At 36.4% G+C, this 24,133-nt stretch carries 21 protein-coding genes; 15 read left to right on the plus strand and 6 right to left on the minus strand.

Annotated elements, in window-relative coordinates; translation table 11 throughout:
- Positions 1-58 precede the first annotated feature (58 nt).
- Together RGU12_RS01060 and RGU12_RS01065 are read left to right on the plus strand one after the other, a co-directional pair.
- The gene (locus RGU12_RS01060; RefSeq protein ID WP_309534405.1) at positions 59-2,413 is read left to right on the plus strand and encodes a polyprenyl synthetase family protein; all 2,355 of its coding nucleotides are present in this window, start codon (positions 59-61) and stop codon (positions 2,411-2,413) included.
- Between the two features lie 147 nt (positions 2,414-2,560).
- Positions 2,561-3,136: a hypothetical protein gene (locus RGU12_RS01065; RefSeq protein ID WP_309534406.1), complete on the plus strand. Its 576-nt coding sequence runs from the start codon at positions 2,561-2,563 to the stop codon at positions 3,134-3,136.
- Between the two features lie 53 nt (positions 3,137-3,189).
- Here the strand turns inward: RGU12_RS01065 and RGU12_RS01070 are convergent, their stop codons facing one another.
- Both RGU12_RS01070 and RGU12_RS01075 read right to left on the minus strand, forming a co-directional pair.
- Entirely contained in the window at positions 3,190-3,336 is a 147-nt protein-coding gene (locus RGU12_RS01070) for a hypothetical protein (RefSeq protein WP_309534407.1), read from the minus strand.
- Positions 3,337-3,355: 19 nt separating this feature from the next.
- On the minus strand, positions 3,356-3,796 hold the full coding sequence (locus RGU12_RS01075) for a GNAT family N-acetyltransferase (protein ID WP_309534408.1): 441 nt from the start codon (positions 3,794-3,796) through the stop codon (positions 3,356-3,358).
- A 144-nt stretch (positions 3,797-3,940) separates the two neighbouring features.
- Between RGU12_RS01075 and RGU12_RS01080 the strand changes: the two genes are divergently transcribed.
- From RGU12_RS01080 to RGU12_RS01100, 5 genes are read left to right on the plus strand one after another with little or no spacing between them, the layout of a single operon-like run.
- Positions 3,941-4,687 carry a nucleotidyltransferase domain-containing protein gene (locus RGU12_RS01080; RefSeq protein ID WP_309534409.1) on the plus strand — a complete coding sequence of 249 codons (747 nt, stop codon included), beginning with the start codon at positions 3,941-3,943 and terminating at the stop codon, positions 4,685-4,687.
- A complete protein-coding gene (locus RGU12_RS01085) occupies positions 4,677-5,432 on the plus strand; it encodes a class I SAM-dependent methyltransferase (protein ID WP_309534410.1) in 756 nt (251 codons plus the stop codon). Before RGU12_RS01080 ends, RGU12_RS01085 begins: the two co-directional genes overlap by 11 nt.
- 17 nt (positions 5,433-5,449) lie before the next feature.
- The gene (locus RGU12_RS01090; RefSeq protein WP_309534411.1) at positions 5,450-6,127 is read left to right on the plus strand and encodes an HAD family hydrolase; all 678 of its coding nucleotides are present in this window, start codon (positions 5,450-5,452) and stop codon (positions 6,125-6,127) included.
- Positions 6,114-6,503 carry a VOC family protein gene (locus RGU12_RS01095; protein ID WP_309534412.1) on the plus strand — a complete coding sequence of 130 codons (390 nt, stop codon included), beginning with the start codon at positions 6,114-6,116 and terminating at the stop codon, positions 6,501-6,503. The genes RGU12_RS01090 and RGU12_RS01095 overlap by 14 nt, the downstream gene beginning before the upstream one ends.
- Before the next feature lie 13 nt (positions 6,504-6,516).
- Positions 6,517-7,470: an MBL fold metallo-hydrolase gene (locus RGU12_RS01100; RefSeq protein ID WP_309534413.1), complete on the plus strand. Its 954-nt coding sequence runs from the start codon at positions 6,517-6,519 to the stop codon at positions 7,468-7,470.
- Between the two features lie 60 nt (positions 7,471-7,530).
- Here the strand turns inward: RGU12_RS01100 and pepF are convergent, their stop codons facing one another.
- Positions 7,531-9,345: an oligoendopeptidase F gene (gene pepF / locus RGU12_RS01105; RefSeq protein WP_309534414.1), complete on the minus strand. Its 1,815-nt coding sequence runs from the start codon at positions 9,343-9,345 to the stop codon at positions 7,531-7,533.
- A gap of 726 nt (positions 9,346-10,071) precedes the next feature.
- Here pepF and RGU12_RS01110 point away from each other — a divergent pair.
- The gene (locus RGU12_RS01110; RefSeq protein WP_309534415.1) at positions 10,072-12,291 is read left to right on the plus strand and encodes a glycoside hydrolase family 3 protein; all 2,220 of its coding nucleotides are present in this window, start codon (positions 10,072-10,074) and stop codon (positions 12,289-12,291) included.
- Positions 12,292-12,349: 58 nt separating this feature from the next.
- Here the strand turns inward: RGU12_RS01110 and corA are convergent, their stop codons facing one another.
- Complete coding sequence (gene corA / locus RGU12_RS01115; protein WP_309534416.1) at positions 12,350-13,300, minus strand: magnesium/cobalt transporter CorA; 951 nt, start codon at positions 13,298-13,300, stop codon at positions 12,350-12,352.
- A 114-nt stretch (positions 13,301-13,414) separates the two neighbouring features.
- On the opposite strand from corA, the gene RGU12_RS01120 reads away from it, so the two are divergent.
- The 6 genes from RGU12_RS01120 (at position 13,415) to RGU12_RS23730 (ending at position 21,591) form a co-directional block, all read left to right on the plus strand.
- The gene (locus tag RGU12_RS01120) at positions 13,415-14,749 is read left to right on the plus strand and encodes an MDR family MFS transporter (RefSeq protein WP_309534417.1); all 1,335 of its coding nucleotides are present in this window, start codon (positions 13,415-13,417) and stop codon (positions 14,747-14,749) included.
- 116 nt (positions 14,750-14,865) lie between these two features.
- A complete protein-coding gene (locus RGU12_RS01125; protein ID WP_309534418.1) occupies positions 14,866-16,632 on the plus strand; it encodes an ABC transporter ATP-binding protein in 1,767 nt (588 codons plus the stop codon).
- Positions 16,589-18,385 (plus strand): ABC transporter ATP-binding protein, encoded by a 1,797-nt coding sequence (locus tag RGU12_RS01130; RefSeq protein ID WP_309534419.1) that lies wholly within the window; start codon positions 16,589-16,591, stop codon positions 18,383-18,385. Before RGU12_RS01125 ends, RGU12_RS01130 begins: the two co-directional genes overlap by 44 nt.
- 104 nt (positions 18,386-18,489) lie before the next feature.
- Positions 18,490-18,936, plus strand: coding sequence for a YndM family protein (locus RGU12_RS01135; RefSeq protein ID WP_309534420.1), 447 nt, complete (start codon positions 18,490-18,492; stop codon positions 18,934-18,936).
- Between the two features lie 121 nt (positions 18,937-19,057).
- Positions 19,058-21,028: a DUF4179 domain-containing protein gene (locus tag RGU12_RS01140; RefSeq protein WP_309534421.1), complete on the plus strand. Its 1,971-nt coding sequence runs from the start codon at positions 19,058-19,060 to the stop codon at positions 21,026-21,028.
- A gap of 128 nt (positions 21,029-21,156) precedes the next feature.
- On the plus strand, positions 21,157-21,591 hold the full coding sequence (locus RGU12_RS23730) for an IS3 family transposase (protein ID WP_396232291.1): 435 nt from the start codon (positions 21,157-21,159) through the stop codon (positions 21,589-21,591).
- Positions 21,592-21,635: 44 nt separating this feature from the next.
- Here the strand turns inward: RGU12_RS23730 and mntR are convergent, their stop codons facing one another.
- Both mntR and RGU12_RS01160 read right to left on the minus strand, forming a co-directional pair.
- Positions 21,636-22,052, minus strand: a complete 417-nt coding sequence (gene mntR / locus RGU12_RS01155; RefSeq protein WP_309536249.1) for a transcriptional regulator MntR — start codon at positions 22,050-22,052, stop codon at positions 21,636-21,638.
- Positions 22,053-22,301: 249 nt separating this feature from the next.
- Positions 22,302-23,258 carry a hypothetical protein gene (locus RGU12_RS01160; RefSeq protein WP_309534422.1) on the minus strand — a complete coding sequence of 319 codons (957 nt, stop codon included), beginning with the start codon at positions 23,256-23,258 and terminating at the stop codon, positions 22,302-22,304.
- Positions 23,259-23,392: 134 nt separating this feature from the next.
- Between RGU12_RS01160 and RGU12_RS01165 the strand changes: the two genes are divergently transcribed.
- Complete coding sequence (locus RGU12_RS01165) at positions 23,393-24,127, plus strand: SDR family oxidoreductase (RefSeq protein ID WP_309534423.1); 735 nt, start codon at positions 23,393-23,395, stop codon at positions 24,125-24,127.
- The last annotated feature ends 6 nt before the right edge of the window (positions 24,128-24,133 follow it).

The raw sequence follows: 24,133 nt of genomic DNA on the forward strand, positions 1-24,133 counted from the left end.
TGGCTCCCATTTAAAGCATATATATTTGGTAATGAACAAAAGTAGAGGTATTTACAATATGGATAAGAATGCCGAAATTAGTTATCAGCTAGCAGAGAAGAAGGCCGCTCAGTATTTTCAAACGCTATATAGGGATGTCAAGGAAGAAAATTATATAACAGCCCTCATAAAAGACATTCATTCTTGGAAACAGCAACATGTATATCGTTCGCTATTTCCTATTGGGAGGAAGGCGAAGAAAAAAACTCATACAGAAGACTATGACGGTTATATAAAGTGGCTAAATTACACTGGAAAATTAGAACCATACTTGGATCGAAGTATTTCCTATATTTTTATGAGAGACATAGGAAAAGACCTTACGTCCATGGATACACAAACAAGAATTCAGAACGTGGTTACCCATTTGAAAGATCAATTGTTACAAACAACATCTAACGATAAAAACGAAGAATCAACTCTTTTTAGTATCACTGGATTGTACAGGTGGGGTCAAAAGGAGGGGATTGAATCAACCATTATTTGGTTAATCGATAAGTTAAAGAATGTATCTAGGAATATCCCAGAGGGACTGGATGCTACACACGCAAGAAGGAAGTTACTAAAAATCATCGCTGGAGTTGTCATCAATGAAATGGAACAACTCGAACAAAATCTCTCTGGAGATGATCGTTCGAAAAAACTTGATACCGCTATCCGATTAGGCTATGCCTATGGTCTTACTTATCCTTTTATTGATGATCTTTTGGATGCCACGGTTTTATCAAGTGTAGAGAAAAAGAAATATTCTACTATAATACGTACCACACTGTTAACCGAGTCTGTGCCACCTTTGGGTGAATGGACAGGAAAAAATCAGGAATTACTACAATTTATACATTCAGAACTTACAGAAGCCTTTCAGTACATTAAGAATCAACAGTCCAAAGAAACCGTACATTCTTTTTTCGAACAGTCTTATGTGTTTTTTCATTCCCAAGAAGTCGATCGAAAGAAAGAACTTTCGGATGAAACGTACACAAATGAAGATTTATATATTCCCATTATGATTAAATCTTCTTCTTCAAGATTGATTGTTCGTTCTCTACTTCGTGCTCCCAAAGATAAAGATATAGAGGATCGGGTTTTCTATTACGGAATCTATAATCAACTTGCAGACGATTTTGCAGATATGTTTTCGGACATGGAGGGAGGTGCGGTAACCCCGTATACCTACTATTTAAAATATCACAAGCAGCGTAATGATTTAGTGAACCCATTTGCATTATATTGGGCAGTGATTTCTTATTTAATCCACAACGTATATCGATCCGATTCAAAAGCAATGGAAATCATATTAAACCGAGCCATCAATGGATTAAAACGATTCAAAAAGCGGGTCGGGAGTAAAGTCTATGAAGAGGTTATGGAGATATTTGCTATAAGTAATTCATCCTTTACTCAGTTGATTCAAAAAATGGTGCGAAAAGCAGATGATGTTGATTTCTTTGATAAACTCATACGTGATCATATGGTCACCAATTTAAAAAACGAACAAAAAGAGCAGGAAGAATTTTCTGAGTTGATTGATGATGTCCGTACAAAGATTAATGAACTTTTGCACATTAATTTGAAAGATTCTTCTCCGATAACTGATGCCGCAAATTACAGTCTCAATGGAGACGGGAAAAGGTTGAGGCCAGTCGTTGCCTGGATGATGGGTGTGAAGGAATATGGATTAAATGAAAAAGCTATTTTTCCACTTTTGAAATCTATTGAGTACATGCATACAGCTTCTTTAATCTATGACGATCTTCCATCACAAGATAATGCAAACTTTCGAAGGGGTCAACCAACTGTCCATCAATCCTATAATACCGCTGTAGCGGAATTAACTGGCCTTTTTCTGACACAAAGAGCGGTAGCGGAGCAAGCCTCACTCACGCATTTTGATACGAAGATAGTGCTTAAACTTATCCAATACTCGGCTGAGAGCACGATGGATATGTGCAAAGGGCAAGTGATGGATTTAGAGTCTAGAGGAAAATCATTATCGCTTGAACAACTCAATCAATTGTGCTTTTTAAAAACGGGAAAGGGATTTGAAGCTGCTCTTATCATGCCTTCTATTCTTGCAAATGTGGATGAAATTCAGATTGAAGCTTTAAAAAGGTTTGCGTATCATGGAGGTATTGCTTTTCAAATCAAAGATGATTTATTAGATGTAGAAGGAACAATCGATTTACTCGGAAAATCGGTTGGTAAAGATGCAGAAAACAATCATTCAACGTTTGTCTCGGTTCTTGGAATGGAAGCTGCAAAAAAAGAAATGTGGGAACATTACTGTCTTGCAATGGAAGCATTACAAGAAATTCAACTTAAAAGTACATTTTTAAAACAAATATTAAATCATTTTGTTCAAAGAGACCGTTAATAGGAAGGCCTGCCCATAGAAACTAGGGCGGGTTTTTTATATTTTCTAGAGTACCTAGGTAAAAGCACATTTCATAGGTACAAGTTGAAAGGCATAAGCCTACCGAATAGGATGATAGTAGCCTATGAATAAGGAGTGATTTATAAAATGTATTATTACGATTCGAACACTTTAATGGCGTCATCACTACCATACTATACAGATTTTGATTATTATAACGAGTATGAAAGACAAATGGGTTCATTCTTGCCACCATTCGGAGGAGGTTCTATGATGCCTCCATTTGGACCACCAAGTCAAGGCCCAGGAGGAGTGCCGCCTTTTGGACCGCCAAGTCAAGGCCCAGGAGGAGAACCGCCTTTTGGACCACCAAGTCAAGGCCCAGGAGGAGTGCCGCCTTTTGGACCGCCAAGTCAAGGCCCAGGAGGAGAACCGCCTTTTGGAACGCCAAATCAAGGACAGGGAGTGGGAGCACCGACAGCCCCGCCACCATCATTTGTTCCACAGCAAACACAACAAGCACAGGCGTTTGCAGTCGATCCAGGTAGTATTAGAAGATGTTTGTTTAGATATACCTATGTCTGGTTGAAAGGTCGAGAGCAATTCTGGTTCTATCCAACATTTGTTGGTAGAAGATCTGTCTCCGGTTATAGATGGAATGGTTTTCGATGGATGTATTTCGGAATTAGCCTAAGACAAATTCAATCTTTTACGTGTGTTTAATGTAATTAGTGTGACTTAGAATTACTCTTCATGAGAAAAATTTCTCTAATCAATTAACCTATTATTCCAGAAGATACGATTACCAGAATGAGATTAACCAATCGAACAAAGGTAAAAGGAGAGTATAAGACGATTAAACTATTTAATATAACAATGATTCCAATAAAAACACAAAAATAGATGCTTGTACGTATTTTCATGTTCAACTCTCCTTGTAACTTAGATTAATTTTTTCACCATCACAATATGTGGACCAATCGGTGGATAATCAAAGACCTCCCCATATGGTCTAAAGCCCAACTTTTCATAATACCCTTGGACATTTGTTCTTCCCATGCACCATAGAAGTTCCGTACCCTTATCCTTAAGTATATTTTCTGCAAAATTAACAACTTCCCGTCCAGCACCAAGCTTTCGATATTCCTCAAGTGTTGCCATAGCCCTAAGACGATATTGCTTCCTACTTGAAAAATTTTCGTTCAATATGGCACAAAAGGACGCAATACTAATTAATTTCATTTCATAAAAGGCTCCCACATGGAATGCTCCTTCTTGATAATCTGTTTCATACATGCAAGCTTCGATTGGTTGGTGAGGACGGAGAATGCTATGTCTTAAATCATAAGTCATTACTGGTTCGATTTTTTTCATCACTAACATGATTTTCCTCCATTTAAAAATGATTTATATAACAATTCTATTATTCTTTTTAATTTCCTTCATACCTTTTGAAAGGAATAAAAAGGAATTTATCAAAAATTGTAGAATGTAGGTTTTGTAGAGTTATGTTTAGAGGTGGTATTCATGACAGCTATTAATAAAATGAAACCAATAAAAGCAGCCCAGCAATTTATTCAAAAATGGTTTCCTGATTGTCAAGCTGCCCTTTTAGCTGGAAGTGTAACAAGGGGTGATGCGACAGAAACGTCTGATCTTGACATCATTGTTTTTCAAAGGAACATTCTTTCGTCATATAGAGAGTCCTTATTCGATTTCGGTTGGCCAATTGAGGTTTTTGTACATAATGAAACATCCTATAAACAGTTTTTCGAAACGGACAAAAAGCGGGCAAGACCGTCTATGCCGAGAATGGTTTACGAAGGTATTATTCTTAAGAATAATGGACTAATTGAAGGAATAAAAAAAGAAGCTAAGGAACTTTTAGACATTGGACCGGATGAATGGACCAAGGAAACGGTAGATTTAAAAAGATATTTTATCACAGATACACTTGATGATTTCATGGGTTGTGAGAATAGAGAAGAAGTAATATTCATTGCAAGTAGCCTTGCTGAACTGACAAGCGAATTTGTCTTAAGAATAAACCGTAAATGGATTGGGGCTTCCAAGTGGGTATATCGATCTCTAAAAGACTTCGACCAAGAATTTGCAAATCGCTTTGTTGATGCATTTGATTTGTTTTATAAAAGCGGTGATAAATCTAAGGTAGTTCAATTAGTTAATGATGTTTTAGAGCCTTATGGTGGTCGTTTATTTGAGGGCTTTTCGCTAGGAAAAATAAGAAGTGGAGGTAAAAGTAATGATAAATGAAATACTCAAGAACAATAAGAAGAGCTGGGACAAGGTAGCACATCATTTTAATGGGAAGGATGCCCTCCCGAGTTACGGTCCTTTTACACAAACAGAAGAAGAGTTAAGGCTGTTTGTGGATTTAACAAATAAAAAAATACTTGATATCGGTTGTGGAAGTGGACATTCCTTACGATACATGGCAGAAAAAGGAGCGAGTGAACTATGGGGAGTAGATTTGTCACAAAGTCAAATTGAAACCGCGAGAGAAACACTAAAAGGTATGAATCCTAAATTGTATTGTGCACCAATGGAAAAAGATATTAATCTTCCAAAGAAATATTTTGATTTCGTTTATTCTATCTATGCGATTGGTTGGACAATGGATTTATCTGCAACTTTTAAGCTTATCTATTCTTATTTGAAACCTGGTGGAACTTTCATTTTCAGTTGGGATCATCCATTATATGCTCATCTTAAATGTGAAAATGGGCGAATAATTCTAGAAGGCTCATATCAGAATGAAGGAACGGTTACATACGATAATTTCAAAGGTGAAGATGCGCCAATGGTCATTCCAACACGAAAAATGAGTACATATATAAATGAATTAATAAAAGCGGATTTTACAATTGAAAAAGTAATTGAAAGTGATGTGTCAGAGTCTTTTGATTCAATTGAAGTAGAGGTTTCAGACCGTTATTATTCGTTATATAAAGCTCGTAAATTTCCAACAACGATGATTATCAAGGCACAAAAGGAATAATGATTGGCAGGTAAAAGATGATTAAAGCGGCTATTTTTGATTTAGACGGAACATTATTGGATAGAGACGAATCTGTAAAGAAGTTCGTTTCCAATCAATATGATAGGTTATTGGAGTTTCTACACCAGATCCCGAAAGAAACTTATATAAAGAGATTTATAGAATTAGACTGTCGCGGCTATGTTAGGAAAGACAAAGTATATCAACAACTAGTTCAAGATTTTAATATAAAGGGGTTGACTTGGCAAAAACTGCTTGAAGATTATATCTCAATGTTTAAACACAATTGTGTCCCATTCCCAAATCTCATAACTATGTTAGGAGAACTAAAGGAAACGGACCTTCAATTAGGAATGATTACAAATGGAAAGGGAAAGTTTCAGTTAGATAATATTAGATCACTTGGGATAGAGAATTATTTTGATACTATTTTAGTTTCCGAATGGGAAGGAATAAAAAAGCCAAATCCCCAAATATTTATGAAGGCAGTTGCACAATTAAATGTACAACCAAATCAATGTATATTTGTAGGCGACCATCCAAATAACGATGTAAAAGCAGCTCGTCATGTTGGTATGATAGGAATTTGGAAAAAGGATTTTGAATGGAACAATGTAGATGCAGATTATATCATTGATGATTTGGCAGAATTACCAATAATAATAAAAAGGATGTGTAATAATGAGAATTTCTAATCAAACACCCATTAAAAACACAATGGGAGGAGTATTCATTCATGTTTCAGATTTAAAAAAGTCAGTTGAATGGTACAGTAACATTTTAGGAATAGAAACCAATTTAGATAAGGTGAATTCTCCCGTTTATAACATTCCGGTTACTGGATTCACGGGCTTAACATTAGATGACCATGCTTTCGATCCAACATTCATCCACCGACCTTCACCAAATCCAATCTTTAATTTTCTAGTTGATGATATTGATGCTGCCTACGATTTTATTAAATCAAAAGATATCGAAGTCGTAAGAGAAATTGAAAGAGTGGGAGATAACTTTGCTTGGTTTAATTTTAAGGACCCGGATGGAAATGTAATCATGGCTTGTACAGGTTAATAGGATTTATAAAATGGAAAGATTAATAAACGAAACTGATTTTTTTAAGTTGTATTCAATTAGCGAAGGAGTGTACGCAGCTATAGCAAAACCCGGTAAAGGTGCTTGGAGTAATGCGGGTATTGTTGATTTAGGTGATGAAATCATAGTTTTCGACTCGCTTTCTACCCCCTCAGCAGGTTATGAACTGCGTAGACAAGCAGAATTGATAACCAGTAAGAGAGTAAAATATCTGATCAATAGCCATTATCACGGTGACCATGTTTTCGGAAATCAAGCTTTCTTAGATGCAACAATTATCTCAACAGTAATCACTAAAAAGTACTTCAAAGAAAGAAATAAATTGCAAGACTTAGAAATTGAAAGAAAAGAAATGGAAAAATATCTTGTTAGTCTTAAAGACCAAATAGAATCTAATACTGATGAAATCATTCAATCTAGTCTAACGAACCAGTATAATGAAATGTCAAAAGTGTTGGCGGATTTACCTAATCTTAGACTTGTATTACCTAAGGTCCTTTTTGAGGAAAAATTAATCATTGAAGGTTCAAAAAGAAAGGTTGAGTTGTACTGCTTTGGTGGAGGACATACCCCGAGTGATGCAATAATGTTTCTACCAAATGAAAAAATAGCGTTTATGGGAGATTTACTAACTGTGAATTTACATGTACCGATTCACAATCCAGAAGTATTTTACTCTATTTTAATAAAGGTTAAAGAAATGGATATCAATACATTCGTTCCAGGGCATGGCAATTATGGAAACAAACAATTGCTGAAAATAATGACAAGTTATTTATCGTATTTAATCGAGACGTCTAAAGAAGCAATTGGACGTAATTTACCATTAGATTCATTTTTGTCACATACAACAATACCTGAACAGTATAGAGAATGGAATGGGATAAATGGAGTCAAAGGTAATCTAACGAAAGTCTATAATTTTTATTGCAATACGAATAAATAAAGTAATATAAGGTACAGGTTAAAAAAATGCCCAGTTTAGCTCTGGGCATTTCGCTTCAAATTATTCGTAAAGACCTTCTAATTCCTCAACTAACTGACCAACATAAGCCACCGCTTTGCGAATGGCATCTGGCTTAGACATGTCAACACCTGCATATTTCATTAATTCGAGTGGTTTCATAGTACCGCCAGCTTTTAAAACCTCAATCCAGCGATCAACTACAGGCTGACCTTCTTCTTTGATTAACTGTGCAACAGCAGTTGAAGCAGTTAATCCAGCAGAATACGTATATGGATATAGGCCCATGTAATAATGTGGTTGACGCATCCAAGTTAAGCTTGCTGCATCATCAATTTCCACAGCATCTCCCCAGAAGGATTTTAATACCTCACCTTTAATTGTACTTAACGCAGGAGCCGTGAGTGGTTTTCCACTTTCAGCTAATGCATAAACACGACGTTGGTATTCGCCTTCCAGTAGGTGGGTTACAAAGTTATGATAATAAGTTCCTAGTAACTGAAGAATGACCCATCGCTTCATTCTCTTGTCATCTGTTTTCGATAACAGATGTTCAGCAAGCAGTAACTCGTTCATAGTTGATGGAGCTTCGATAAAGTATGTTGATGGACGTGTATTTCCAACGCGTTGGTTTCCATTCGCATAATAAAAATGTCCCGCATGCCCTAACTCATGAGCTAATATGAACGCTCCACGCATTGTATCAGTCCACGTAATTAGTATAAATGGATGGGCACCATATGGACTTGAACAGAAAGCACCAGTTGATTTACCGACATTAGCAGGGAGGTCAACCCAGCGCTCTGTGAGACCTTTTTTCATGATTGCACTATATTCAGGACCCATTATCTGTAAAGCCTCAAGGATTGTTTTTGATGCTTCTTCATAGGTCGTTTTCGGATTAAAATCAGGATCAAGTGGTGCTTTTAAATCGCTAAAATGCATTTTTTCTAGCCCAAGCACTCGTTGCTTAAGTTTCGCGAACTTGCGCATATGCGGCGCAAGTTCAGTTTGGATAATATCTAACTGATTATTGTACATTTCTAACGTAACTTGTTGTGGATGCAAAAGCATATGGGTAACAGATTCATAGTTACGAAGTTTAGATAGTGTAACTTGTTTCGTTACTTCCGTTGCATAGGCAGCAGCAAATGTATTTTGATATTTTTTTAACGTTTCAGAAAAAGCGTTAAACGCATTATGTCTAATCGTTGGATCTTCAGATAGTTCATAGCGATCCTCAAATAACGCAAAGGAGAGTGGTAGCTCATTTCCTTCACCATCCTTAAAAGAAGGGAAGGTCATATCAGATGCTTTGCTTCGTTGATAAATCATATATGGTGCGTTATGGACTTCTCCAAGAGCAGCCAGCGCTTCTTCTGTCTCAGGTGATAGCGTATGTGGTTTTTTCTCCAAAATCACATTTAAATTATTCTGAAAAACTGCTAACTCTTTTTCTTTACTTATGTATTGTTCAATTGTGCCCTCTGGTAAAGCAAGGATTTCAGACTCGATAAACGATAGTGCTGCACCAATCCCTGAAAAAATAGATGACACTCTTGCTGCATTTCCTTGATTTTCAGGATTTGTCGCATCCTCATTGAAACGCAAACTAGCATATGTACCTACTAAAATCATTCGTTTGCGAAGTTCTTCCTCAGCAAGTAAACAATCTAAAAATGTCTTAGCATCTTTACCTAATTGACCTTTATATTTTGTAACTGTCGAAACGTCCGCTTCAATAGCAGCTAATTCTTGTTCCCATGCGTCAACTGAAGGAAACAAGTCTTCAAGCTTCCACGTTTGTTCAACAGGTACCTCTGCACGAGTTAATAACTTTTCTTTAACCTTCGTCACGATATTACCCCCTAAAGAAATATTTCGATACTCTAACAATTTTCATTATACCTGAAATGATAGAAAAGTTAATAGTATTTTCAGATAGCTTTAATGAAATTTTAAAAATCCTTATGACTATTTGCATTGAGACACTACTCTTTTCCTATACCATTAGAAATAATTTAAAGTCGATAGACCTACTATAAATTGGTAGCTAAGCCTCATGATGATAGATATATTAAAATGGTAATATATTAGTAATTAATTAGTTTAGTAGTCTAATTAATTATAATTTTTTATACAAAAATGGAAGCGCATTCTGAAAGCGCTAACCAGATTACCGTTGTATAAAGCTGTAATCGAAATTGAGAATGTATACTAACCTCTTGATGATTTTAAAGGCTGTTTTCGTAAACTTGGTTGTTTTTGAATATGATTTGTGCGAAGGGAAGAGTTATTATTGTTCTTCCAGTGATTTAAGGGGATGGTACGAACTCTTCGAAAATGCAAGCAATTTCTTCGTTCGGTGTATTTTCAAAGAAGCAAATTCAACGTCCTTCGGGAATAGCGAGGCAAGCGAGACACCGCAGTGAAGCGAGTACCAGGAGCGGAAATCACATCGTTTTAATAGCAACAATCTTTTAGAAAACAGTCATTTTAAAAAATGTAAGAGGGAGTATTTATTCTATAAATCTTACTATTCTTATAGTAAAACTTATTATTTATTAAAGGGAGGATGGAAAAATGGCATCAGTTTCAAAAAAAATCAGAAAAGCTTCAAAGCTAAGAAAGAAACTTTTAGTTAGTACACTTGCATTATCACTTGTAGCTCCAATGATAGGTTTCGCAGATGAGCAAGGGTATACAGGTGAAGAGGGAGAAGCCACTCCATATACGGGACGAGGCGCGATAACAACATATAAAGTTGAAAAAGCAGAAGGGCAACCTGAAATAGAAGTAGCTACTCAAGATAGAATTCTTGAAATTGGCGACAAGTATTTTAGAGATGCGAATGGCAGTAGAAGTTTAGATATTTATGAGGACTGGAGAAAACCAGTTTCAGAACGTGTAGCAGATTTGATTAGCAAAATGAGCCTTGAGCAAAAAGCTGGATTAATGTATATCAACACACATACCCCAGAAGCAGATCCAGCTGATGGGAATTTTGTAACTCCTGAAAATAGTAAAATTGTCACTGATAAAAAATTACGCCATGTTATTTACCGTTTATCGCAAAATTTGGGTGATATTGCCAATTACAATAACCAAATGCAACAATTGGCTGAGGGGCTAGAATTAGGGATTCCGGTTGTCATCACTTCCAATCCAAGAAACTCTCAATCTACAGATTATACAAATATTACAAACGTTCAGGATCAACATACTTTCTGGCCAGGAACATTAGGCTTGGCAGCAGCAAGAGATGTAGATGCTGTTGGCAAATTTGCAGATATTGCTCGCCAAGAATGGAGAGCAGCTGGTATTCGTAAGGTTTATGGATATATGGCCGACGTTGCCACAGATCCACTTTGGGCGAGAATTGAAGAGACATTCGGAGAAGATCCAAAAGTAGTTGGAGACATGAATTATGAAATCGTAAAAGGATTCCAAGGTGAAGAACTAGGTACAGACAGTGTAGCCATCACGGTTAAACACTTCCCAGGCGGTGGAGCTCGGGATGATGGACAAGATCCTCACTTTGAAAATGGTAGCTTTAACATCTATCCAACAGAAGGAAGCATGGAAAAGTACCACATTCCTCCGTTCCAAAGGGCAATTGAAGCTGGTGTATCATCTGTAATGCCGTATTACGCATATCCAAGTAATGATAGTGCAGATCAGGGGTTACCACCGTATAGTGGGGATCAGCAATTTGAAGAAGTTGGAATGACATTAAATGAGGGAATTATCAAGTACTTACGTGAAGGTCTTGGTTTCAAAGGTTATGTTAACTCGGACTCAGGTGCTGTTGCCGGTAGCGCATGGGGTTATATGGATAAAACAGCAGTAGAAAAAGTGGCAAAAGCAATAAATGCAGGAACTAACATTATTTCAGGTGGCGCAACACCGGAGCTAGTTGTTGAGGCAGTTACTAGCGGATTGTTAGATGAATCAAAAGTCGATGAATCCATTACGTATACTTTATCTGAAATGATGACATTAGGTCTGTTTGAGGATCCATATGTCAATCCTGAAGAAGCGATTGCTCTTGCAAACGATGAAGAACACAGAGCATTAGCTTATGAAGCACATCAAAAATCAGTTGTTTTGATGCGAAATGACAAGATTAAAGGTGAAAAGCTATTACCATTAACTGAAGAAAAGTTAGAAAATGTTAAGCTTTATGTGGAAGGATTTGTAGGAGTTGCTGCACCAAGAAGTCATGCTAATCCTGAACAATACGTTATTGAGGAGTCTAAGAAACAATCTGATGCATTTACTGAAGATTTAAAGAATACACTTAAAGAAAAATTCCCTAACATCGAATTAGTTGATAGTGTAGAGGAAGCAACACTTGCTTATGTATATGTAAAACCAACTCAATCTAACTGGGATAATAATCCGCGTATTACAGTTGGTCCAGAAACTGGCGTATCTGAAGTAGATCGAATTGTTGAAATCCAAAAAACGGTTCCAACGATTACTGCTGTAAACTTTACGAACCAATGGCTGATTAATAAGCTAGAACCAAAAGCAGCTGCATTTATTGGTACGTTTGGTACTCAACAAGATGCAATATTTGATGTAATCACTGGAGCATTCAATCCTGTAGGTAAACTTCCATTTGCTATTCCAGCTAGTGCGAAGGCAATTGAACGCGAAGTCGGAGATGTCCCAAGCTTTGCACCAGAAGAATATAAACATTTCGTTTATAAAACAAAAGCTGGTGTCAAATATGAGTACGGATTTGGACTTTCTTACGATCAAGAAAAATCGAACAATGGTAAAAAGAACAATAAATAAAATAGGAAACGAGCAGATCCGAATCTTTGGATTTGCTCGTTTTTATCGCATCTAACTTCTATTTAAACCAACCTTTTTGTTTAAACCAAAAAAACATCCCAAGTCCAATTACAATCATAATTGCTTGGATCACAAAATACCCATATTTATATGTAAGTTCTGGCATATGCGTGAAATTCATACCGTAAATCCCGGCAATGAAAGTGAGTGGCATAAAGATAGTCGTGATGACGGTTAAAATTCGCATAACCTTATTTGTTTGATGCGAATTCAAAGATAAATAACTATCGCGAATATCAGCTGTTAATTCTCGACTGGCATCAATTTTTTCAGTAAGTCGTAGCAGGTGATCATGGATATCATGGAAATATTCGATCCGGTGCTGTAAGATATCAAGGCGATGAGAATTGATAATCCGATACACCAAATCACGCATCGGTGTAACTGTATGCCGTAATGTTAGTAAATGATGTCTTGTTTCAAAAAGTTCATCAAGTAGCTCTTCCATTGATTTTTCATTCGAATTGTCCTCAATTTCATTTAATGTGTCTTCTAACTGGTAAACAAACGGAAAATAATTATCAACTAGCTTGTCAATGATATGATATAACACAAGGGAGGGATCCCATTTTTCAACTTCTTCCGTTACGATTAACCGGTTCCACACATCATTCACTTCGCTCGACTCCATTAAATGAAAGGTCACAATATATCCTTCGCCAAGAAACATATTAATTTCTTCCTTTTCCATCGTTTCCTGATGAAGACTGTGCGAAACAAAGAATGTGTTTGTTTCATAAAAGTCTAATTTCGGACGTTGCAAGACATGGATGCAATCTTCGATTGCCAGCGGATGAAAATGAAGAGTATATGATAATTCTTCGATTTCCGATTCAGTTGGTCGATTAAAATCAATCCAAAACCACTTCCATTCGGTGTTTTTTATTTCTGAAATAGGAACATCTTTAATACGCTTATTATTATGTGTAATGGCTGTAATGCGAATCATGAAATTACCTCATTCATATTTTGTGGCATTGTATTTGTTTGAATAAACAGCATCTTTTCTTTTCCATTTTCTGTAGTATAATAGAATAATTCTAGGCTAAAAGGGGAAGACAAAATGAAATCAAAACCATTTGTTTTAGTAAGTATTGTGCTTGCAATGCTTATTAGTGCTATGGATACAACAATCCTTCAGACTACAGCCCCAACGATAGCAGAAACGCTAGGCGGGTATAGGTTATATGGATGGATGTTTGCCATATATGTATTATTTTCTACTGTTTCTTTACCAATATTCGGGAAACTTGCCGATATTTATGGAAGAAAAAAAATCTTTAGCATCTCTATTATTCTCTTTACGATAGGTTCATTACTATGCGGTTTGGCTGATTCAATGGTGGAATTAATCGTATATCGAGGTATTCAGGGACTAGGTGCTGGTGGGGTTTCACCATTAACAATGATCATTGCCGGTGACCTATATTCAATTGAAAAACGCGGGAAAATCCAAGGATTCTTTTCAGCTATGTGGGGAGTTTCTGCTGTCATTGCACCACTTATTGGTGGCTTTTTTGTTGAAACGATGTCATGGCGCTGGATTTTCTTTATCAATATACCAATTGGGATTATTGTTTTATTATGTCTAATACCATATCAAGAAAACATTACGAAGGATAAAAATCCACTGAACTATCTCAGCGCCTTTTTTTTCACAGGAAGTATGCTAGCATTTTTAATGAACACCATTACAACAGAAAATTTAGTAATCTATAATTTAATTGGTGTTATCTTATTAGTGGCATTTATCTTCGCTGAGAATAAATCGGATAAGCGTTTTATCCCAATCGAGATTCTGAAGAATAAAAATATCTCATGGATGAATATTAATGGCCTCTTGATTTTCCTAAGCATTTTCGCGTTTCAAAGTTATGTTCCATTATTTATGCAAAAGGTACAGGGGATTTCAATTATAGTGAGTGGACTCGTTCTATTTGGGATGAGTGCTGCCTGGATGTTTGCATCTGTTCCTTCAGGGAAGTTTATCATGAAATATGGGTACCGCAATACCATTTTCTTTGGAAATGCGTTGCTCGTGCTTTCTGCAATTATGGCACTTTTTATGAATAAAGACACAAGTTTCTTTTATATATTTGTAATTCTAACGATCCAAGGTTTTGCGTTTGGTTTGGTAGTAACGATTGGAACCATCGGCTCACAGGAATTGGCAGAAGCTCATCAAAAAGGAATGTCGACAAGTCTTCATTTCTTTGCAAGAAACATAGGTACAACATTTGGTGCAAGTATCATGGGGATGCTGATCACCAATCAGGTCGATGTTGCTAAAGGTATGCATCATCTTAATTTGTTTATGCTAATTGCTGTCATTGCTGCGACAATCATTAGCTTTTTGGCTAGCCAAAAATTATACTCTCATAATCTACAAAAACAGTAAAACATCAAGGGCTCTTGCTTTTGATGTTTTTTTTCTATAATAATAGTGAATTTTATTGTATGATAAAAATAATTCGGAAATTGAAATAATTGTTCGTACATAACTTGGAGGCTCATATGTTAAGAATGCTAGCGTATTTAAAACCTTATCGACTAGCCATTTCAGTCGCTCTTGGATTAACATTTGTTGAACTTGCGGTCGAACTCTTGCAACCGTTATTAATTGCAAAGGTGATTGATGATGGTATTTTACAAAAAGATCTTTCAGTAGTATTGAAGTGGGGCGGAATTATGGTCGGAATCTCGCTTCTAGCCTTTATTTCTGGAATTACGAATTCCTTTTTTGCTTCGCATACAAGTCAAAGCTTTGCCTTTGACGTAAGAAAAGAATTGTTTGGAAAAATCCAATCTTTTTCCTTCGCCAATCTTCAAAAATTCGATACAGCATCTTTAATAACTAGAATGACAAATGATGTAACCCAGATACAAAACACGGTGTTTATGAGTTTACGTATCGCAATGCGTGCACCAATGCTAATCATTTTCGGTATGATCATGGCTTTCCTTGTCAATGCAAAGCTGGCTATGATGATCATTGTTACAACTCCATTTTTAATTTTGTTTCTTATAATCGTCATGACAAAAGCAAGAAAATTATTCCAAACAGTCCAAAAGAAATTAGATATCGTGAACGGTGTAATGCGAGAAAATCTTTCTGGCATGAGATTAATAAAAGCCTTTGTACGATGGGGACATGAAACAAAACGATTCTTTTCTGCTAATGAAGACCTAAAGAATCGAACAATTAATTCACTACGGCTTATCGAATTAACGATGCCAGTACTTTTACTATTAATGAATGGAAGTATTATCGCGATTCTTTGGTTCGGTAGTATTGATGTTAGCTCAGGAAACGTTCAGGTTGGTGAGGTTGTTGCAGTCATCAATTATACAACTCGGATTACGGGGGCTCTAGGCGTTTTTTCTTGGATTATCATGCATTTTTCACGAGCAAAAGCATCATCAGACCGTCTTGTTGATGTATTAGATACGGAGGTTGATTTAGTCGAATCGAATAATAATCTACAAACTGTTCCACATGCAGAGGGTAGTATATCGTTTAAACATGTTGATTTCAGATATCCAGGAACGAATGCAAGGGTGTTACGGGATATCTCATTTTCGATTCAATCAGGTGAAACGGTTGCGATTCTAGGTGCGACAGGCTCAGGAAAAACGTCCTTGTTTCAATTAATTCCACGTTTATATGATGTTGTTCAGGGAAGTGTTCAGATAGACGACATTGATGTGAAGGATCGAAAGCTTGATGAATTACGAAAACAAATTGGCTATGTACCACAGGAGGCATTATTGTTTACTGGAACGATTAAGGATAATATCCGCTGGGGCAAACAGGATGCTTCGATGGTAGAGATTATTGAAGCAGCAAAGCGAGCCCAAATTCATGAAACAATTGAGAAGCTTCCATTAAAATACGAAACTGTCATCGGTCAAAAGGGTGTGAATCTTTCTGGTGGGCAAAAGCAACGAATTTCAATCGCAAGAGCACTTGTTCGCAACCCGAAAATCTTATTATTAGATGATAGTACAAGTGCGCTCGACCTCAAAACAGAAGCTAAACTTCTTGAAGAATTAAAAAATTACACATGTACGACCTTAATCATTACGTCAAAAATATACACAGCGATGAAAACCGATACAATTTTACTGATAGAAGATGGAAAATTACTTGCTACTGGAAGTCATGAAGAGCTATTACATTCCTCGCCTTTTTATCAAAAGGTCTATCATACTCAATTTGGAGAGGAGGGACAAGCTTATGTCAGCGCGAATGAATCGTCCGAAACAAAATCATGGGGATAAACCGCAGCAAGCAAAGGATAGAATGGGTACTATAAAAAGAATTTGGTCTTACCTTGCGGTCAATCATACATTATTAATTGCCGTACTTGCGATGGTCGTAGCAAGCTCAGGACTTGGTCTCCTCGGTCCATTCTTATTAGGAAAAGGGATCGATGAATACATCGTTTCAAAGGATCATAAAGGGATCCTTGTTTTATTACTGGGACTAGGAGTTGTTTATATTCTTCATTCCTTATCATTATGGTATCAAGCTTATTGGATGGTTGGCATAGCCCAGAATACCGTATTCTCTATGAGAACGGAACTTTTTGAACAGTTGCATCGTTTACCGATTCACTTTTTTGATAAAAGGCAACATGGGGAGCTCATGAGTCGAATTACAAATGATATTGAAAATGTCAGCTCAACCTTAAATTCATCAGTCATTCAAATATTTTCAAGCTTACTAACATTAATAGGTACAGTTGGAATTATGCTTTGGTTGAGCCCACTATTAACCTTAATCACGATGATTATTATTCCAATCATGTTTATTGGGATTAAGTGGATCACAAAGCGAACAGGGAAGCTATTTAAGGAACAGCAGCGTTATTTGGGAGAATTAAACGGTTATATTGAGGAAACAATTTCAGGTCAGCGAATTGTAAAGACTTTTTCACAGGAAGAAACCGTAATGAACGACTTCTTAGAAAAAAGTGAAAAGCTAAAGAAAGCAGGCTATTTTGCACAAGCGTATTCTGGTTTTATTCCAAAGCTTATGAACGTATTAAATAACTTAAGCTTTGCAATTATTGCCGGGATTGGCGGGGTACTTGCACTGAATGGCCATATCACGATCGGAACTATTGTCATTTTTGCCGAGTATTCAAGACAATTTACGCGACCACTCAATGACTTGGCTAACCAATTTAATACATTACTTTCTGCCATTGCGGGTGCAGAGCGTGTGTTTGATATTTTAGATGAAGATGTTGAGGCTAAGGATGAAAGAAAAGCGAAAAAAGTGAACCAAATCCAAGGTAATGTCGAATTTGATCACGTCTCTTTTTCTTATCAAAAAGATGGGAACACTATTAAGGATGTATCATTCGAGGTAAAAGCAGGACAATCTGTTGCTTTTGTCGGTCCAACAGGAGCTGGAAAAACAACAATTATTAATTTATTATCTCGATTTTATGAACCCGATTCAGGGTCAATTCTTATAGATGGGATAAATACGTCATCGATAACAAGAGAAAGCCTTCGTCAAAATATGGGCTTTGTGCTACAAGATACATATTTGTTTCAAGCATCTATCATGGATAATATTCGTTACGGAAGATTGGATGCGTCCGATGAAGAGGTAATTGAAGCAGCCAAATTAGCAAATGCTCATTCCTTTATCATGAAGTTGCCTAATCAATACATGACGGTTTTGAACCAGGATGGCAGTGGGATTAGCCAAGGACAAAAGCAGCTTCTTTCAATTGCAAGAGCAATTCTTGCAAATCCGTCTATTCTTATTCTTGACGAAGCAACAAGTAGTATTGACACGGTTACAGAAATGAAAATTCAAGAGGCACTACAGCGTTTGATGAAGGGAAAGACAAGTTTTATTATTGCCCACCGTTTGAATACGATTGAAAGAGCCGATCAAATCATTGTTTTAAACGAAGGAGAAATTGTGGAAAGAGGAACACATGCTTCTCTTATAGAGCAAAAGGGATATTATTACAATCTACACAATCGTCAAATAGAAAATCGGGCAATCTAGTCTCTACGTTTGCAGAAATTTCACGACCAAAAATTACCTTTTATATTCTATTCATTATCTTCAAAAGATAGGTCTAAATAAGAATAAAAGGGTGATGTCAAAAAATGAGGCATTTCAAGGCTCTCGGAATTAAATTTATTATAATAGCAATTGTTCTCTTGTCGCTATTCGGAATTTTTAGAGGCGCATCTCTCGGTAATTTACTATTAATGAGCCTTCTCGTAACAGGAATTTCATATCTCATAGGTGATTTGTTTACGTTACCTAGAATGGGAAATTTATTTGCTACATTGGCAGACTTCGGGTTATCATTTTTCTCAGTTTGGCTGTTGAGTTATTTGTTTTTGGAAAACACCTCATCTTTAATTACAGCCTCCCTTACTGCTGCGGCGTTAATTACTGCTTGTGAGGCTCTTTTCCATGCCTACATGAGAAATAAGGTGCTCGATGACGAAAATCGGGAACAAGTAAGACAACAGTTTCAACCAAGCTATCAAACAGAGGTTGCTGAAGAATACGAGGTAGAACCAAAAGACCTAAAAAAGAAATAAAGAAGATGAGGCTAAATCGTAACTGATTTAGTCTTTTTTATTGCTTTTTAGAAGGATTCAGGCGATATTTGTTGAATATTGAAGAAAAGGAAGATTTCTACCAAAGGGAGAGACAGAAATTGTGCTAATAGCGGAAACGGATCCCGTATTAATTAAATTGATAAAAGAAAATAACCTTGCAGCCATAATTAAATGGTTTGAACAAAGGAAAGATAGCTTATACAAACTTGCCAGGACATATTTACATTCTTCCAGTGACATTCAAGATGTGTTTTACACGGTTATGTTTAATTTGCAGGCTGACATACGAAAAATAAAAAAGAATCCTGACTTAGAAAAATGGGTTATCTCTCAACTCCTACAAGAATGTAAAAATAGGAACAATTTTGAAGAACTGGATGACTCCCTCGTATTAAGCTATGTTCTAGGGCTTTCACAGAAAGAGGTTTCCGAGATTCTTGGAATCTCAGTTGAATCAGTTAAAGCCCGTCTCCATAAGGGAATCCAAAGTTTAAGTGGTAGTAAGGAAGCTCATTACCAGGATAAATTTATTGATTATTTAAGTCGTACATTAGACCGAACTGAAAAGATTGAACTCGAAATCCATTTACATACATGTCAGAGTTGCCAGCAAAGTTTAGCGGGTTTTCAGAATGCCATTAACTCACTGATTAAAAGTGCCGAAGAGATTGAGGTACCGGGAGAGTTTTTAGACCCTGTAATCACAGCATTAAATAAAATAGAAGAGGATAAAAGAAATAAGAAAAAGAAACGTACAACTATTGGCGTTGGAATCGCCTCTTCACTATTAATCCTATTCTTAATTGGTTATGCCTCCAACGCTTTTGCTTATATATATTATTCCTGGCTAGATTGGCGTGATCTAGAGGATGAGCAGTTATTGGATTATTTAAAAAGTGGCATCGGAGAGCCGCTCGATCTTGTGCAAGAATCCAATGGAATAAAGGTAACCATTAAAAGCGCCATTGCCGATGAATTTCAAACCCTAATCTATTATGAGGTTGAGAACCTTGAGGAAGAAGAACAATATGGTATTAATTTTTGGGATGGTGTATATGTTGAGAAGGAATTTGAAACCTTTGATCAACAGGCATATCCTGTCAACCATCTACCAGTTCAGCCTTTGGATAGTGATGGGACCATTTTTAAAGGAACTCTGAGTTTATTGCCTGTTACGTCCGAAGCAAAATCAATAAAGTTAAATATCTCGAAGCTTCAAAAAATTGGCGAAGACCCCAAAAATCCTGTATGGATGGCTTATAATGGACAGGCGAGTTTTGAATACGGAAAATGGAACTTCGAAATACCTGTTAAAAAGCAAGCGTCCATTGAGCGTCCTGTTAATAAAAAAGTGACAGTAGATGGTGTGCCTATTGAGTTTGAAAAATTGATTATTACTCCAACTTTAACAGCTCTTCAATACAGATTTAAACCATATACAGTTGATAAAAATATTAATGAACTATTTTTTGAAGGTATCCAAACGAAAGAAAAGACGGCAAAACCAATTTCATATGGATGGAACTTTCCAATTGAGAGTAATATGAATGAATATTTCACATTTCACTCTGTTTTTGATTCACTATATTTCGATAATCCAAAAGAGGTTCGTATACCTTTACATTCATTATCGTACTATATGAATGATTTTTATAATGTGGATATTGATATGAATCAACCATTTCCTCAAACCTTTGAATATCTCGGTAGCAAAATTTCAATTGATAAAGTTGATCTTGGCATTCCTACAAAAATTGAAATAACAACTGAAATGAGTGAAGAACGAAAATTTGAGTCAATCGATTTTAGTGTAGTAAATAATGATGCAATGGGGGTTACGGGTATTGAGGGCGTATTGGTAGACAGAAAGGGAAACATATTTAACAGAGAGGAATACGACTATTATGCAAACATGGATGTGATTGATAAACCACGCCATTATCAAACGAAAATGTTCATCGAGCTTCAAAACGAAATTTCGGCAGAAGAAATCATTCCTGGTTGGCTCTCTGTTCGTGGATATCAGGGAACAACTTATTTAGATGAAGTCATTAACTTAGATTTAAAATAAAAAGCTCAGGTACCTGAAGTGAACCCCTTAAGTTGGACTAAACATCCATCTTAGGGGGTTTTTAGTTTGACTAAATTTTCGAGTGAATTTAAAGAAAAGATTGTTCTAGAGTATCTGAACGCTGTTACTTGGAACCTGTAATGGATCTTTACTCTGGTGAGATCCTTTCCTTTAACATTGGTCTTCATCCTACTGTGAAATTTGCTTTAGCTCCGTTGCATGAAGCCCTAGAAGCTCTTCCAGAGCTTCCTTATCGGACAACTGTTCATTCAGATCAAGGGTTTCAATACCAACATCGCAGCTGGGTAAAAGAGCTTAAGGATCATCATGTTTTTCAAAGTATGTCACGAAAAGCTACATGTCTTGATAATGCGGCAATGGAAAGCTTCCTTCACCTTTTGAAATGTGAAACAATCCATCTTCATGATTATCGATCTTTTGAGGAGGTTGTACAGGCAGCTAGTAAGTGGATTAGTTACTACAACAACTATCGAATTAAACAAAAACACGGTGGCCTGAGCCCCGTACAGTACAGGTTTCAAACCACCGAGCAAGTAGCATAATATTTTTGTCCAACTTTATGGGGTCAGATCAACCCTAAGCTTTTTTACATCTTATCTTGTCGAAATTGTAAGTATTGCTTTCTAACTGAAGGATTCTCTTCAAAAAAGTCAATTAAAGTAGACAAACAAAGAGAAGTTTCCTTGCTGATATAATGCTCGAGTTTTTCGACTTCTTCATAAATATTTTTATCTTGTACGCCAATCATTTTTAAAAAGTCCTCTAGCATTTCATGCTTTTCGACTAGTTTTTTCGCGATTGTTGTTCCTTTATCTGTAAGTACAAATCCTCTATATTTTTCATATATTCCAAATCCTTCCTCGTCCAATTTTTGCATCATCTTAGTAACAGAAGAAGGGAGGACATTTAATGAAGAAGCAATATCTACGCTTCGAGCGTAGCCTTTTTGCTGAATGGATAAATAAATTTTCTCTAAATAATCTTCCATACTCGGTGTCGGGATCGTCATTACCGCCTTTCAATCAAATGCACCACGGCATATTTGCGCCCAGATTTTTTTAGGCCCATACGAGATAGGTCACAAAGACGTTGCCACAGGAAGTGGCGTTCTTAGTCTTTGATCATCTTTTGGAGAATTCCTTTGAAAAATCTGAGGCATCCGCCGAAGGTTTGTAGTTAATTCTAGATTCTTCTACAGAATAACTACAACGTCTTCTCTTATTATATAATGAAACGCGGGTATTTTTCTATCCTAATCCTCTACCAGTAGTCGAATATCTTTTGAGCGAAAGCCAATCGATGTGTTTAAATCAAGAACATCCAGAGAAACCACAGCATTTTCGGGTAAATCGATATTTGAAAAAGTAATTAAGCCACTTGGGTCCTGTGAAATTTTATAGTATTCGTAGTCTCCTAGATTCAACCGGTAGGCAACGTCTTTCTTTTTCTCCACCGAAAAAGTCAAACTGTTGTCAGAAACTGATGACAATACTGGAGTTTTTAATTTGCGGTCCTTATCAATCTTAATTCCAGTTTGTTTCTCAATAAAGTTTAGTAAATCATCGTTACCAAGTATATTTTCTAGATTTTGATTTTCATGCTCCGTTCGCATATAGAAGCCTTCATTTGTATAGACATCGTCTGGATCTGCCTCATCAGTTGGTCCGTATAATAGAACATAATCGTCTGCAAAAATTTCTTGGGGATACCATTCATGCGCCGAAACTGAATAATTCAAAAATGAATTCCAGTTGACAGGAAAATGATGTAATCCTCTAAGTTTTGCCCATTTTGAAAATGGAAAGTGATGTGTCGGAAAATAATAATAGGCAAAATGATGCCCGTATTCATGTGATAATGTATCTCGGTATTCCCGCGCACTAGTGTATTCATTTCCTTTATATAAGGTAATGCTACTTATAAATGGGTGATAGATTCCTGTAATCATATGATTTGAAGGAGATGGACCTTCCATTACTCGAACTTCCTTCAAAAGGTTGATTTCATCACCATGTTTATTTTTTATTAATTCTTTATATAAATCTTCTAATTTGCGCTCGTTCCAGTTTTGTGAGTAGCTGAGGAAGAGAATTCCCTCTGGGGATTCATATTTGGCATAAAAAGAGGAGTCATACGTGATAGGGTCTAAGCTTAGCAAAACCGGAAGACTACATAACAATAATAGAAAAATGAACACTTTTTTTCTCATAACCTTTATCACCCCATACGTCATTTTATCATTCTTAGAACCATTGAATCTCTGTTTTATTTTGCCAGATTGTTATAGTCGATTATAATGAGAGAGGTAGAATATAAATTTTTGTTTTAGGTTGGTGAAGTAAAATGAGGCGTGTGGTAATAATAACTGGAGCGGCAAATGGAATTGGAAAAGGGCTTGCAAAAGCGTATGCCGAAAACGGAGATAAAGTTGTATTAGCAGATATGGATGTTGAAGCTGGAAACAACCTATCAAGTGAACTTAACAAAAAAGGTGTGGAAGCTATTTTTATCAAAACGGATGTAAGATACGAACAGGATATCTTCCAATTGGTAAACCAAACCTATCAAACTTATGGTAAAATAGATATTTTAATAAACAACGCGGGTAAAAATTTATTCAAGTCACCTTTCGATGTAACAGTTGAAGAATGGGATGATGTGATTAATACAAATCTACGAAGTGTATTCTTATGTTCGAGAGAAGTTGCAAAATATATGAAGAAATCTGGTGGGTCGATCGTCAATATTGCGTCAACGAGAGCGATTATGTCTGAGCCGCATTCAGAAGGGTATGCAGCCACAAAAGGCGGGATCGTTGCGATTACTCATGCACTTGCTGCTTCATTTTCAGAATATCAGATTACCGTAAATGCAATTTCACCCGGATGGATTGAAACTGGGAACTATGAGGAGCTTCGTGAAATTGATCACGGTCAGCATTTTGCGAAGCGAGTCGGAAAACCAGCGGATATCGCTAATTCATGTCTCTATTTAACTGATCCGAAAAATAATTTCGTGACAGGAATTAATCTTATCGTAGATGGCGGAATGACTAGAAAAATGATTTATGAGGAGTAACATAGA

Source organism: Ferdinandcohnia sp. QZ13, assembly GCF_031324165.1.
Classification (GTDB): domain Bacteria; phylum Bacillota; class Bacilli; order Bacillales; family Bacillaceae_L; genus Ferdinandcohnia.